The organism is Diaphorobacter sp. HDW4A, assembly GCF_011305995.1.
GTDB lineage: Bacteria > Pseudomonadota > Gammaproteobacteria > Burkholderiales > Burkholderiaceae_C > Diaphorobacter_A.
On record NZ_CP049910.1, the window covers coordinates 6,200,510 to 6,214,596 of the forward strand.

The 14,087-nt window shown below is 61.9% G+C and carries 11 protein-coding genes, 2 tRNA genes and 1 pseudogene; 6 read left to right on the forward strand and 8 right to left on the reverse strand.

Annotated elements, in window-relative coordinates; genetic code table 11:
* Positions 1–429 precede the first annotated feature (429 nt).
* Together miaB and G7047_RS28185 are read right to left on the reverse strand one after the other, a co-directional pair.
* On the reverse strand, positions 430–1,770 hold the full coding sequence (gene miaB / locus G7047_RS28180) for a tRNA (N6-isopentenyl adenosine(37)-C2)-methylthiotransferase MiaB (RefSeq protein ID WP_166311597.1): 1,341 nt from the start codon (positions 1,768–1,770) through the stop codon (positions 430–432).
* Between the two features lie 222 nt (positions 1,771–1,992).
* Positions 1,993–2,394, reverse strand: coding sequence for a hypothetical protein (locus G7047_RS28185; RefSeq protein ID WP_166311598.1), 402 nt, complete (start codon positions 2,392–2,394; stop codon positions 1,993–1,995).
* 205 nt (positions 2,395–2,599) lie between these two features.
* Between G7047_RS28185 and G7047_RS28190 the strand changes: the two genes are divergently transcribed.
* The gene (locus tag G7047_RS28190; RefSeq protein ID WP_240939294.1) at positions 2,600–3,397 is read left to right on the forward strand and encodes a metallophosphoesterase; all 798 of its coding nucleotides are present in this window, start codon (positions 2,600–2,602) and stop codon (positions 3,395–3,397) included.
* Between the two features lie 201 nt (positions 3,398–3,598).
* Entirely contained in the window at positions 3,599–5,209 is a 1,611-nt protein-coding gene (locus G7047_RS28195; protein WP_166311599.1) for a GMC oxidoreductase, read from the forward strand.
* 56 nt (positions 5,210–5,265) lie between these two features.
* On the opposite strand, the gene G7047_RS28200 is transcribed toward G7047_RS28195, so the two are convergent.
* Positions 5,266–5,342, reverse strand: a tRNA-Met gene (locus tag G7047_RS28200).
* A 50-nt stretch (positions 5,343–5,392) separates the two neighbouring features.
* Positions 5,393–5,469, reverse strand: a tRNA-Met gene (locus G7047_RS28205).
* 225 nt (positions 5,470–5,694) lie between these two features.
* Here G7047_RS28205 and G7047_RS28210 point away from each other — a divergent pair.
* Both G7047_RS28210 and G7047_RS28215 read left to right on the forward strand, forming a co-directional pair.
* Positions 5,695–6,876: an ABC transporter substrate-binding protein gene (locus tag G7047_RS28210; protein ID WP_166311600.1), complete on the forward strand. Its 1,182-nt coding sequence runs from the start codon at positions 5,695–5,697 to the stop codon at positions 6,874–6,876.
* 233 nt (positions 6,877–7,109) lie between these two features.
* Positions 7,110–7,895, forward strand: a complete 786-nt coding sequence (locus G7047_RS28215) for an ABC transporter substrate-binding protein (RefSeq protein ID WP_166311601.1) — start codon at positions 7,110–7,112, stop codon at positions 7,893–7,895.
* Positions 7,896–7,982: 87 nt separating this feature from the next.
* Here G7047_RS28215 and G7047_RS28220 read toward each other — a convergent pair whose 3' ends face one another.
* The 4 genes from G7047_RS28220 to G7047_RS28235 all read right to left on the reverse strand — a co-directional run bounded on the left by G7047_RS28220 (position 7,983) and on the right by G7047_RS28235 (position 12,777).
* Complete coding sequence (locus G7047_RS28220; protein ID WP_166311602.1) at positions 7,983–8,762, reverse strand: enoyl-CoA hydratase; 780 nt, start codon at positions 8,760–8,762, stop codon at positions 7,983–7,985.
* 119 nt (positions 8,763–8,881) lie between these two features.
* Positions 8,882–10,690, reverse strand: a complete 1,809-nt coding sequence (locus tag G7047_RS28225) for a M61 family metallopeptidase (protein ID WP_166311603.1) — start codon at positions 10,688–10,690, stop codon at positions 8,882–8,884.
* 139 nt (positions 10,691–10,829) lie between these two features.
* Entirely contained in the window at positions 10,830–11,546 is a 717-nt protein-coding gene (locus tag G7047_RS28230; RefSeq protein WP_166311604.1) for a DsbC family protein, read from the reverse strand.
* Between the two features lie 85 nt (positions 11,547–11,631).
* Entirely contained in the window at positions 11,632–12,777 is a 1,146-nt protein-coding gene (locus G7047_RS28235) for an FAD-dependent monooxygenase (protein WP_166311605.1), read from the reverse strand.
* Positions 12,778–12,888: 111 nt separating this feature from the next.
* Between G7047_RS28235 and G7047_RS28240 the strand changes: the two genes are divergently transcribed.
* Both G7047_RS28240 and G7047_RS28245 read left to right on the forward strand, forming a co-directional pair.
* Positions 12,889–13,779: an MOSC domain-containing protein gene (locus G7047_RS28240; protein ID WP_166311606.1), complete on the forward strand. Its 891-nt coding sequence runs from the start codon at positions 12,889–12,891 to the stop codon at positions 13,777–13,779.
* Between the two features lie 97 nt (positions 13,780–13,876).
* Positions 13,877–13,978: pseudogene (locus G7047_RS28245) on the forward strand (GTPase); the annotation flags it as partial.
* Between the last annotated feature and the right edge of the window lie 109 nt (positions 13,979–14,087).

A 14,087-nucleotide genomic window follows, 5' to 3' on the forward strand; every position in this document is an offset into this window, starting at 1 on the left:
TGCGTTGGGACTCAGACGCCCACTGCGCTTTTGAGTCTGCAATGCTTAAACGTCAGCCCGCAACTCACGCAGTTCTTGCGCACCAACATCTCGCGAAGTCGCGAGATGAGTGCCACGAGCGCAGCGACGTGCCGAACATTCCTCTTATGAAAATTCTGACTCGCGGCGGTTGCCCGAGCGGAGCGCGCAGCGCGAAGTCGAGTTCTGCCGCGGGTATTAAAAACGCATTTTTGGTGACTTTTTGGGCAAGACCAAAAAGTGACTCCGCCGCCGGGCGGAACTCCCGGCCTCTGCCCTTACCCACCCGTCAGAAGCAGAAAACAACCTCAGACAGACAGGCAAGCTAGATAGAGAGATAAAAGAGGAACGAACGGAGAGCCCCTCCCGCACCAGCGCAGGAGAAGACACCGGCGCTGATCGGCGCGCGACTCAGGCTGCGATGGTCTCGCTGGTCATCACCTCGCCGCGCAGCGTGTAAGTCTTGGCTTCGGTGATGCGCACGTCGATCAGCTGACCGATCAGGCGTTCGTTGCCGGGGAAATTCACCACGCGGTTGCATTCGGTGCGGCCCATGAGCTCGCTGCCGTCGCGCTTGGAAATGCCTTCCACGAGCAGGCGCTGCACGGTGCCCACGCGCTCTTCGCTGATGTCCTTGATATTCTGGTTGATCACCGCTTGCAGCTCCTGCAGGCGGCGCAGCTTCACCTCGTGCGGCGTGTCGTCGTGCAGATTGGCGGCGGGCGTGCCGGGGCGGGGGCTGAAGATGAAGCTGAACGAGTTGTCGAAGCGCACGTCGTGGATCAGCTTCATCATCTTCTGGAAGTCTTCTTCCGTCTCGCCGGGGAATCCGACGATGAAGTCACTGCTCATCGCGAGGTCTGGGCGGATCGCGCGCAGCTTGCGCACGGTGCTCTTGTATTCCATGGCCGTGTAGCCGCGCTTCATCGCCATGAGAATCTTGTCGCTGCCGTGCTGCACCGGTAAGTGCAGGTGGTTCACCAGCTTGGGCAGCTTGGCGTAGGCTTCGATCAGGCGCGGGGTGAACTCGTTCGGGTGGCTGGTCGTGTAGCGGATGCGCTCGATGCCGGGAATGTCGGACACGTATTCGAGCAGCAGCGCGAAGTCGGCGATCTCGCTGGTGTCGCCCATCTTGCCGAGGTACGCGTTGACGTTCTGGCCAAGCAGGTTGATTTCCTTCACGCCCTGATCAGCCAGACCCGCCACTTCCACCAGCACGTCTTCAAAAGGACGGCTGACTTCCTCGCCGCGCGTGTAGGGCACGACACAGTAGCTGCAGTACTTGGAGCAGCCTTCCATGATCGACACGAACGCGGTTGCACCCTCGACGCGCGCGGGCGGCAGGTGGTCGAACTTCTCGATTTCGGGGAACGAGATGTCCACTTGCGGCTTGGACTTTGCGGCACGTGCATTCAGCAGCTCGGGCAGGCGGTGCAGCGTCTGCGGGCCAAACACCACGTCCACATAGGGCGCACGCTTGATGATCTCTTCGCCTTCCTGACTCGCGACGCAACCCCCCACGCCGATCAGCACACCCTTTTCCTTGAGGTGCTTGACGCGGCCGAGATCGCTGAACACCTTCTCCTGCGCCTTCTCGCGCACCGAGCAGGTGTTGAACAGGATCAGGTCGGCTTCGTCCATGTTGGTAGTGGGCTCGTAGCCTTGGGCTGCGCTGAGCACGTCGGCCATCTTGTCCGAGTCGTACTCGTTCATTTGGCAGCCGAAGGTCTTGATGAAAACTTTTTTGGACATGGAGGTCTCTCGTATTCTGTGTGGAGCGGGGCGGATGCCTCGGCTGTCGTGCCGTCGCCTGCGGATATTGCAGCGTTATTCAGCGTTATCGCTGCAATGGGAGCGGCAGGCAGGACGGCCAGCGCGATGAATCAAACGGTGATCTATTCAAATAGGTGCAGAGCCGAAGCGCCATGAGCGGCGACCTCGGTCAGGCAGGTGTAGAGGCGAGGCTGGACTTGCTTACTTGAACCAGCCGCGCTTGGGTTCCTTGGCCAGCTCGGTGCTGGTGAGGATCCAGGCGGTCTGCAGCATGCCGGTGCTGGGCTCGACGAGATAGCGCACGTCGAGCTTCTGGCCGATCACCGAGTGCGCGAACACCAACTGGTTCTGCTGGTTGAAGATGCGCAGGCCGGGGGCCAGTCGGTAAATGTCACTGTCCACCTTGGCCTCGACGGTGCTGGCGACGACGAGATCGCCCCGCTTTGAAGCCGGTGGAAAGTTGCGGGCGACGGCATTTTCCATCACCTGTGCGACGGCAACGGGCACGGCGCCCATGGCGAGCACTGCGCACAGCGTGGCAGCGGCGATCTGGCGGGCGCTGTTCGAAGAGATGACGGAGTGGGGCTTGTTACAGCGGTTCATGGTGTACATCCAGAGGCTGAAGAGTGGGGTGATTTTAGCCGTGCAGGGTTTTGCACCGGGATAGGGCGTGGCTTGCCAGTGCAAATCCGTCCAGTTTGTCGCCAAATAGCCGCAGCTGAAACCGGTTGCCTCCCCGAAGACACAGTTATTGCCAATATTGACGAAGTTGGTTTGCACGAAACAATGGCGTTTTGAGTGTTACCCAATGTACATTTCTGGCATGTCCGATTTCGCGTTCTCCGCCTTGCCTGCCTCCTCATGCCAGTTGGTGCGCTTTTCCTTGAATCGGATCGGACGGGACATTGCAGTGGGCGACATTCACGGCTGCTTTACAGAACTGCAGAACGCGCTGCGTGCCATTGACTTCAATCCGATCCGTGATCGACTGTTTTCGGTGGGTGATCTGGTGGACCGCGGCCCTGAGTCGCATCGGGTGCTCGAGTGGCTGGACAAGCCGTGGTTCCACGCGATCTGTGGCAACCACGAGCAGCTGGTCTGCCGCACCGCCAGTGGCGACCCTATGCCCGATGTCGACCATATGCGCCACGGCGGCGACTGGATGCTTTCGATGAGTGAGGCGGAACTCAACGCCATCGCCGACCGGCTTGGCGCGCTGCCGCTCGCGATGGAGGTCGAAACCCGCGACGGCCCAGTAGGGCTGGTGCACGCGGGCTATCCATTCGAGGATTGGGACGACATCCGTAGCTTTCACCTACCCGATTCCGCCATCGATGCCTGCCTCTGGTCACGTGATCGCTATGCGCGTCGATGCGAACAGCCAGTGGCCAATGTGCGAGCGCTGATCCATGGGCACACCACGCTCGACGAGGTCCAGACACTGGGCAATGTGATCTTCATCGACACCGGCGGTTGGCGCGGCGGGCGCGGGCACTTCACCTTGCTGGACCTGCATACGCTCCAGCCGATTGCGCCTGCCGTGTCGTCGAAGTTGCCTTCCCCTGTCAGACTCAAGCGAGCGAAGACCGAGGCCGAACGCGTGTGATCGGTCGGTGATGGGTTGGAGCGCAATGGTTGCTCGGCCGTATCGATCACATCAACAAGCACGCACAAATCCAGTTCTGTGCGTGCAAATGTAAATAATCACTTCTATTCTCTGTGTGTGCAGGGGTGAGCCGCGCGTTCAGTGCGGCATTGGCCAGGCGCATCCGATACCCAACATCCAACAGAGAGGGAGAGCATTGTCATGTTCACACGCAGAGAACTTCTGGCGTCCGCAGGGGTGGCTGGACTTGCCGGGCTTGCAGCCAGACCGGTGCAGGCACTGTCGTTGAAGCAGCTGTATTACCAATCCGTGGTGCCTGAGATATTCCGCGACATTCCGCGCCCGCCGACCTATACGCCCAATCTCGTGATCGGCTCCGGTTTTGGTGGTGCGGTGTCAGCGCTGCGGCTGGCGCAGGCCGGCCAGCAGGTTGCGGTGCTCGAGCGCGGCTCCAAATGGCCGATGGATTCGCATCGCAGCATCTTCTCGAACGACACGCTGCCCGACGGGCGTGCATTCTGGCACCGCACCAGCGCCAAGATGATTGCTGGCATCACCACCTATTTTGATGATTTCGGTGGCGTACTTGACACCACGGTCTACGACAACATGATCGTTTGGCGCGGCGCCGCCGTGGGTGGCGGCTCAGTCGTCTTCACGGGGGTGATGATTCAGCCCGAGCGGCGTTATTTTGATGCGATCTTCAACGGCCTTGTGAACTACGACGAGATGAACAACATCTTCTACCCGCGCGTGCGGCAGATGTTGCGGCTCAGTCCCATGCCCGCAAAGATCTACAACAGCATGCCCCACGGTCACTCGCGCCTATGGGACCAGCAGGTGGCCAAGGCAGGCTACAAGAGCTATCCGGTCGAGTCGATCTGGAACTGGAACGTGGTGCAGGCCGAACTCTCGGGTACCAGCAAGCCTTCGGCTACCATCGGCCTCAGCAACCACGGCAACAGCAACGGCGCGAAGTACGACCTCAACCAGAACTACCTGCTGCAGGCCGAGGCCACGGGGCGTGCCAAGATCTACCCGGGACACGAGGTGCAGGGCATAGGTTGGGATGGCAGCCGCTATACGGTCGACGTGATCAAGCGCAGCCCCGATGGCCAGCAGCTTGACCGCTATGTGCTTAGCTGCGACCGGCTGTTTCTCGCGGCGGGCTCCATCGGAACCTCCGAGCTGCTGGTGCGGGCTCAGGCCCAGGGCACGTTGCACAACCTGAACGCGGAGACCGGGCACGGCTGGGGCTCGAATGGCGACACCATCGTCGTGCGCAGCTTCGGCATTCCCAAGGGCTTCGTGCAGTCTGCGCCCTGTGCCTCGCGCATTCACGATCCGTCGGGGCTGCCCGTCTCGCTGCAGAACTGGTATGTGCCCGGTGTTCCTGTGGATGTCGGCATCATCGGCTCCCTCGGCATGGGGTTCGACCAGACCCATCGCGGCCGTTTTCTCTACGATGCGTCGGTGAACAAAGTGAGGCTCGAATGGGCGGTAGGCGGCAACGACGATGTGATCGCGGCGACCGGGCTGGTCAACAACCGCATCTGCGCGGCCGCGCAGGTCGTGCCCGGCGCCTGGCCGTTCGTGGAAGGCGTCAATGGCCGCAGCTGGACGGCTCATCCGCTGGGCGGGGCGGTGCTAGGCAAGGTTACCGATGCCTATGGGCGGGTGAAGGGGCATGCGGGCTTGTACGTGATGGATGGTGCGATGATTCCGGGCAGCACCGGAACGGTGAACCCGTCGCTTACCATCACCGCGCTCGCCGAGCGGAACATCCAGAACATCGTTCAGAAGGGCGGTTGAACGGCTATAGTCGCCAAAGAAAAAAGCCGTTGGGCTTGCGCACAACGGCTTTTGACTGGTGGTCGTAGAGGGACTTGAACCTTCGACATCAGCATTATGAATGCTGCGCTCTAACCAACTGAGCTATACGACCTTGACCCACGAAGCCCGCAGTACCGTGAGGCACTGCGGGCTTGGCTTGACTGGTGGTCGTAGAGGGACTTGAACCTTCGACATCAGCATTATGAATGCTGCGCTCTAACCAACTGAGCTATACGACCAGAGACCAAGATTATAGCCTATGAATTGGGTGTCGTTGGAATTCATCGCTCACTTGTTTGACTGACGATTCAGTATGCGGTTTCTTTGCGTAGTCATGAAGTAATTATTTACAATATTAACCAGTCGAGATGAATGATGAATTGAGCATGTTGTTTGCAATATCATTATTTTTTGGCGAATTTAACTGAAATTAATTGAATTTGTGAGCATTAAGGAGTTGGGGAATGAATCAGAAGACGGGGAGGGGGGTATCCGAGCAGGTGTCGGATTTGGGGGGCGCGCACATGAAGCGCCGAGCCATGCTGGCGGCGACCGGTGTGGCGCTCTGCGGCGTGCCATGGATCGTGGCGCGCAGTCAGTCGGCACCGCTGCGCATCGGCGCGACGTTCGACAACAGTGGCAATGAAAAAGGCATTGGCCAGAGCCTGCACCAGGGTGCGCTGGCGTATTTCAATGCGATCAACAAGGCGGGAGGCGTTCATGGCCGTCAGATCGAGGTGGTGCTGGCTGACGACCAGTTCAACGCCGACAAGGCGCGCGACAACGCGCTGAAGTTCGCGAGCGACGCCAGCATTCTGGCACTGGTGCATCCACAGGGCACACGCCAGACGGCCGAGATCATGAAGGCCGTCAGGAACCTGCCGATCATCGGCCCCAACACCGGTACCACCGCGCTGCACAAGAGCGGCGCGAACAACGTGTTCTGGGTGCGCACCAACTACGACCTGGAGGTCGAGCGCCTCGTGCGTCTGGCGGACTCGCTCGGGCTCAAGCGCTTTGCGCTCGCGTATCCGAATGATCCGTTCGGCCAGGCGGTGCTGGCGTCCTTCCGCGCCTCGCTCGCGAGCCGTGGCATTGAAGCCGTGGGTGTGGCGAGCACACCGAATACGGCCAGCCTCGAGGTCGAACCCGCTGCCAAGCAATTGGCAGCGATGCAGGCGCAGGTGCTGATCATGAGCCTGGCCGGCACCATGCCTGCTTTGCACCGCGCGTACCGCGCGGCGGGCGGATCGGCGATCAGCCTCGGGCTGTCGGTGGGGGGGAGCGCGGCCAACATCGCGCAGGTGGCCAAGAGCGCCGACAAGCCTATCTTCTCGGTGATCGTGCCCTCGCCGAGCGCGCAGAAGTTCGAGCTGGTGCGGGCCTATCAGCGCGATATGCTCGCGTCGGGCTTTGACGCGAAGTCGTTGGTCAGCATGGAAGGCTATGTGGATGCCCGCGTGCTGGTTGAAGGCTTGCGCCGGGCCGGGGGGAAAGCGGATCGGGAGAGCCTGATCGCCGGACTCGAGGGGATGACCGATTTCGATCTGGGGGGGATGAGGATGCGATACGGGAAGGGAAATCGGGAAGGGAATACTTATACCGACATTGTGTCGGTGGACGAGGATGGGCGTTTGAAGAGTTGAGGTCAGGCGGGCATCTAGCCATTGCGTAGATGCCCACGCTTGGTTGCGTGGACATCTGTGCTTTTGCTTTTGCTTTTGCTTTGGCGCTTGCAGTGACGTTGCTTTCCGAGACCGGGACTGCCCCCGGCGGGCAGTGCTTTTTGCTTGCGCGTAAAAAGTCACCAAAATGCGCTTTGAAGTCATGCATCATTGCGCTGATGCATCCGCAGGGCACGCGGCAGACTGCGGAGATCATGAAGAATGTCAAAGGTTTGCCCGTCATCGGCCCAAACACGGGTGCAACCTCGTTACACAAGAGCGGTGCGAACAATGTGTTCTGGGTGCGAACCAACTACGACTTCGAGGTCGAGCGCCTCGTGCGGTTTGCTGACACGCTGGGTCTCAAACGCATTGCGCTGGCATATCCGGACGATCCTTTCGGGCAAGCGGTGCTCGTGTCCTTCCGCGGAGCCTTGGCCAACCATGGCCTGATGCCCGTGGGCATTGCCAGTACGCCGAACACTGCCAGTCTGGAGGTTGAACCAGCGGCCCGACAGTTGGCTGGTATGCAGGCGCAGGTGTTGATCATGAGTCTGGCGGGCACCATGCCTGCGCTGCACAAGGCCTATCGTGCTGCAGGTGGAGCTGCGGTATGTCTGGGGCTGTCGGTCAGCGGCAGCGCATCGAATATTCTGCAGTTGGCGCAAAGCCAGAGCAAGCCGATCTTCTCGGTGATCGTGCCAGCGCCCAACGCGCAGCGATTTGCACTGGTGCGGCGCTATCAGCGCGACATGTTGGCCTCCGGTTTTGACAGCATGTCCTTGCTCAGTCTTGAGGGTTATGTGGACGCAGCCGTACTGGTCGAAGGTCTACGCAATGCTGGCCCGAAGGTTGATCGAGAGAGTCTGATCGCAGGCCTGGAAAGCCTTTCGGATTTTGATCTGGGTGGCGTGCGAATGCGCTTCGGCAAGGGCCGACGTGAGGGCAACACCTACACCGATATTGTCACGGTGGATGCGAACGGGAAACTCAAAAGTTAACGGTCCGAGATCGGGACAGCCCGGTGTCATGCCATAAAAAAGCGCCAACGCGACAACACGCGTGGCGCTTGGAGGCAAGGGCGTGAATCAGAGGTGCTTGAACACAGCCTGACGCTTGTTCACGAAGGCATCCATGCCTTCCTTCTGATCTTCAGTCGCGAACAGTGCATGGAACAGACGGCGCTCGAACATCAGGCCGTCCGAGAGCGTGCCTTCGAATGCGCGGTTCACGGTTTCCTTGGCGGCCATCACGGCGATCTGCGAGAAGCCGCTGATGAGGATGGCGGCGCCGAGGGCTTCTTCCATCAGCTTGTCGAGTGCGACCACGCGGCTCACGAGGCCAGAGCGTTCAGCTTCGGTGGCGTCCATCATGCGGCCGGTGAGGGCCATGTCCATGGCCTTGGCCTTGCCCACTGCGCGTGGCAGGCGCTGTGTGCCGCCTGCGCCGGGGATCACGCCAAGCTTGATTTCAGGTTGGCCGAACTTGGCGTTGTCGGCGGCGATGATGAAATCGCACATCATCGCCAGCTCGCAGCCGCCGCCCAGAGCGTAACCGGCCACTGCGGCGATCACGGGCTTGCGGATGTTGCGGATCTGTTCCCAGTTGCGGGTGATGTAGTCGCCCTTGTAGGCATCGGCGAAGCTGTACTTGGCCATGGCGCCGATGTCGGCACCGGCGGCAAACGCCTTTTCGCTGCCGGTCAGGATGATGCAGCCGATCTTTTCGTCCGCTTCGAAGGCGCGCAGCGCGTCGCCCAGTTCGTTCATGAGCTGGTCGTTGAGCGCGTTCAAGGCCTTGGGGCGGTTCAGCGTGATGACGCCGACCTTTTCTGCTTCGACGCGAACTTCAATCGTTTCGTAGGCCACGGTAATCTCCAAATATCTGTTTGTGATGCGAAGGGGGAAACCAACGTTGCACTATACCCAAGCGATGGCTGGGCGGTTTTTGATGCCCGGCCAGAACGGCGGAAAGTGTGAACTTTCTGTCAGAGTTTGGTGCTTTCGGCGACCTTGTCTTCGCGCAGCCAGTGTTTGGCGAGATCGGCGTTGCTGACGGAAAGGCGCACGGTGTCAGGTGCCGAGCCTTCCACCGGAGCGGGCTGCAGGCGCATCGGTAGCCTGAGCAGCCGGCGGTCACGTGAGACCAGGGCCGTCGCGCGCGGAGAGGCACCCGCGTAGAGCCCCAGATCGTCGAGCTTTTGCAGGCGCCAGCCCTCGCCACTGGCGAGTTCGATGCCGAGCCACTCGTCACCGGCCATGAATCCGGCCTGTTCCGCAAGGCCGCCCTGCAGCACGACTTTGGCGGTGATGCCTGAGCCGTTTTCCTGCACGCGCAGGCCTAGGCGCTGGGCGACGGCGGTGGTGTCGGCATGCAGCTCGATGCCGTGGGAGGCCAGCAGTTCCTTGAGCGGCAGGTCATCGGTGCCGTGCACCCAGCGCTGGAGCTCGGCGGACCAGTCCTTGCCCGAGAGCTTGTGCAGCACGGCGAGCACGTCGGCCTCGCTCATCGGGCCACCGCGCGTACGCTGCCACAGCGCACGCATCACGTCGTCGAGCGTGGTGCGGCCATGCTGGCGTAGCGCGAGGTCGAGGCACAGCGCGACCAGCGAGCCCTTGGTGTAGTAGCTCACCGTGGAGTTGGGCGTGTTCTCGTCCTGACGGTAGTACTTCACCCAGGCGTCGAAGCTCGCCGCCGCCACGGACTGCACCTTGCGGCCCGGCGTCTGCAGCACCTGGTTGATGGTCTTGGTGATCAGGCGCAGATAGGTCGCGTGGTCGATGAGCCCGGCGCGGCGCAGCAGCAGGTCGTCGTAGTAACTGGTGAAGCCTTCGAAGAACCACAGCAGTGCGGTGTAGTTTTCCTGGTTGTAGTCGTAGCGTGCGAATTCGGCGGGGCGCATGCGCTTGACGTTCCAGGTGTGGAAATACTCGTGGCTGATCAGGCCGAGCAGCGTGTTGTAGCCCTCGGGCACAGCTTTCTCGCCAAGGCGCGGCAGATCGCGGCGGCCGCAGATCAGCGCGGTGCTGGTCTTGTGCTCGAGCCCGCCGTAGCCGTCGTCCACCACGTTGAGCATGAAGAGGTAGTGCGAATGCACGGCCTTGCCCTCGCCATGCCAGAAGCGGATTTCGCTCTCGCAGATGCGCTTGGTGTCGGCGACGAGGCGCTCGCCATCGAAAGACGCAGCGGCACCGGCCACGACGATGCGGTGCGGCACGCCGCAGGCGGTGAATTTGGCGCTCCAGAACTTGCCGAGCTCCACCGGACAGTCGACCAACTCGTCGTAGTTCGCGGCGATATAGGTGCCGAAGCCCGCGCGGTTCACATGCACCGGCGTGAGCGCGGTGGCGGCCTGCCAGCCCTTGATGCGCGCGGGCGGCGCGATATCGATACCGTGCGGCTTGTCTTCGAGGCCCACGGCGCGCAGGCAGACGCTGGTGCCGTTGAAGAAGCCGCGCGAGGCGTCGAGCCAAGCGGTGCGCACTGAATGGTCATAGGCCGCGACCTCGTAGGTCAGCGTGAGCGGTTTGCTCTTCGCGCATTGGGCTACGAAGCGGTGCTTGTCGAGCTGCTGCACCTCGATGGTCTTGCCGTTCTGCTGCGCCGAAAGCCGCTGCAGGCTCTTGGAAAACTCGCGCACCAGATAGCTGCCCGGAATCCACACGGGCAGCGCCAGTTCCTGATTTTCAGCGGGGCGGGCGACGACCATGGTCACCTGGAACAGGTGGTTGTGCGGATCACTGGGCTCCACGCGGTAGAAGACGGCGGGCGTGGCGGTGGTGGCTTGGGTGGTCATCTGGTCGGTGTTCTGTACGGGTGAGTGCCATCCACTATATGCGGACGCTCGCCTCAAAAGGAAAAGGCCGGGGCTGCGAGCACCCGGCCTTTGGAGAGTTCATCGGGCGGCACGCCTTGCGGCGCAGCCCATCATGTCATCACTTGGAGGAGATGACGGTGGCGAGGCGCTTTTCGACTTCCTGCGCGCTGATCGCGCCCGGCACGCGGGTGCCGTCCTGGAAGATGATCGTCGGCGTGCCGGTGATCTTGTGCTTGCGGCCAAGCGCCAGATTGCGCTGGATGGCTGCGGTGTCGCAGCTGGCGGCGGGCGTGACCTTCTCGCGCAGCATGTGGTCTTCCCACTCCTTGACGCGGTCCTTGGCGCACCAGATGTTGCGGCTTTTTTCTGCCGAATCGGGGCTCAGGATCGGGTAGAGGAACATGTAGACCGTGACGTTGTCCACGTTCTGCAGGTCCTTCTCGAAGCGCTTGCAGTAGCCGCAGTTTGGATCTTCGAACACGGCGATCTTGCGCTTGCCGTTGCCGCGCACGATGGTGAACGCATCGGCCAGCGGCAGTGCATCGAAACTGACGGCGGTGAGCTTGTTGATGCGGTCTTCCGTCAGGTTGCGGCGCGCCTTGGTGTCGATGAGCTCACCTTGGATCAGGTAGTTGCCCCCGGCGTCCGTATAGAACACGTCGGTGCCCATGCGCACTTCGTACAGCCCCTTCATCGGCGTGGCGGAGATTTCCTCGATGTTCTGCAGTTGCGGAATGCGCTCGGTCAGGGCCTTGCGGATGGCCGCTTCCTGTGCGAACACGCCCGTGCTCATTGCGAGTGCGGCGCCTGCCAGCAAGGTAGTGACTAGTTTCATGGTGCTGTTCTCTTTTCTCATCCACTCAAAGGTTCATCAAATTCGTTTCGACGCGCGTTCAGTCCATGCCTTCTCGGCCGCGGGCTCAGCGTCTGGTCGGCGGCTGCAGTCCCATGGCCTGACGGGCGACCCAGTCCTTGATCGGGCCGCTCATCTCGAATCCTCTCATGCCCCAGTTGCGCAGCGCCTGCAGCGGTGATTCTGGACGGGCAAACAATTGTTGCAGCGCATCCATGGTCGTTCCCAACGGCAGCAGCGCGGACTTGCGTTCGCGCTCGTATTGCCGCAGCAGCTTCGCATCGCCCACGCTGCGCCAGCTCTGGCGCTCGCTCAGAATGCGCGCCAGCGCCGACACATCGCCAATGCCGATGTTCAGCCCCTGACCCGCGAGCGGATGCACCGAGTGCGCCGCATCGCCAGCCAAGGCCCATGATTGATCTGCTGCGCCCGGCATTGCCCCGCACCAGCGGCACGCTTGCGCCTGCTGCAGGGGCCACGACGCGCGCGGCGCAATCAGCTCCAGCGTGCCAAGGCTGCTTTCGCTGACTTCCTGCAGTTTCTGCACGAAAGCGGCATCGTCGCAGGACAGCCATTGCTGCACCTGCTCGTGGGGGATAGACCAGACAACCGCAACAGAGTTCCCTTGCTCGCCTTCGAGCGGCAGAAACGCCAGGATGCTGCCGTCCGCCGTGAACCACTGGCGCGCGATCTGGCTGTGCGTGCGCTCGCAGCGCAGCCGCGTGGCAATCGCCGTCTGGCCGTAGGGCGTTACGTCGAATTCCACGCCGAACTCCGCTCGGCTCTTGCTCGCGCGGCCTTCACAGACCACCGTCAGCGGCGCCTTGACCGGTTCGCGCACCACGTCGACCAGCGGTTGAAAGCGCGTCGCGTCCGCCAGTCGGCGCTCCAGCGCTGGCACGTCCACGATCCATGCCATGGCTTCTGCGTGCTGCCTGTTCGCGTCGAAAGTGACCGAGCCACCCTGATCGCCATGCACCTGCATCTGCAGCACGGCCGTCGCATGCTCGGGATCTGGCCAGCTGCGTACCGACTCCAGAATCGCCCGCGAGGCCACATTCATCGCATAGGCCCGCACGTCGGAATGCGAGGGCGCGTGCGAGCCCGCGGAATCGACCAGAGCGACGGACAGCCGCTCCCGTGCCAACAGCAACGCCAAGGTGCGGCCCACAATGCCGGCACCGCGGATACATACGTCAAAAGTTTGCGCCATACGGGGAATTGTAGGAGGCGCGGCGATCTGCTCGCCCGAGAGTGCAGAATCCCCGTTTCGCGGGTGCGCCGCCCGGCACATGCCCGCCCCCTCGCCAGCGGAGTTGACCCCATGAGTTTCGAGTCTGATCAATACGATCTGGCAGGCCGCATCCAAAGCCTGTACATCCACCCCATCAAGTCCTGCACGGGCATCGCCGTGCAGCAGGCCCTGCTCACGTCAAGCGGCCTGCAATGGGACCGCGCGTGGATGGTGACCGACCTGGACGGTGCCCTGCGCACCCAGCGCGAACTGCCGCGCATGGTGCTCGTCCAGCCCGCGTTCGACGGCGAATCGCTCGTGTTGAACGCCCCCGGCATGCCCGAGCTGCGCCTGCCCACCGCCGCACCGAGCGCGCAAGGCAACGAAACCCGCGCTCGCGTCTGGCGCGACACCGTCTCCGCTCTCGACATGGGCGACGAGCCCGCACGCTGGTTCTCCCGATACCTCGAGGTGCCGTGCCGCCTCGTGCGTTTCAACCCCGACCATCGCCGCATCGTCGACCCCGAGTGGACCGGCGATGTCGAAGCCATCACCCAGTTCGCCGACGGTTTTCCCATGCTGGTGACCAGCACGGAATCCATTACCGAGCTTAACCAGCGTCTCGAAGCTGCGGGCGAGCCGACCGTCGACGTGCGCCGCTTTCGCCCCAACATCGTCATCGACGGCGTCGAATCCCACGACGAAGACCGCATCGACTCGCTGTTCATCGACACGGGCGATGCAGATGACGCGGTCGTCGAACTCAAAATGGCCAAGCCCTGCAGCCGCTGTCCCATGCCCGACGTGAACCCCGACAACGCCGCTGTCGGCACCCAGGTCAACACCATGCTGCGCCACTATCGCCAGGACCCGCGCATGGAGGGCGCGCTCACCTTTGGCATGAACGCGATCACGCTCGAGGGCGAGGGGCAGGTGCTGCGCGTGGGGCAGCAGGTGGGGGGGAATCTGAGTTTTGATTGAGTGGATCGACGAAAGGGTGAAGACCCGCGGGTTTGGGGTATCTGCCACAAGCCGGTAAAATGACAGGTTTGTCTCCCGAACACCAGAAAGCCCTGCCATGAGCCTCAAATGCGGCATCGTGGGCCTGCCCAATGTGGGCAAGTCCACTCTTTTCAACGCGCTGACGAAGGCTGGCATTGCCGCCGAGAACTATCCGTTCGCCTGAATGCGTTGAAGATGCCTGAAGCCTCAAGGACTTCCGGGATGCCGTCAAGGCAAGTTGGCAAATCGCGGATCAAAAATATCTCGAACACAATATAGTGCGGTGT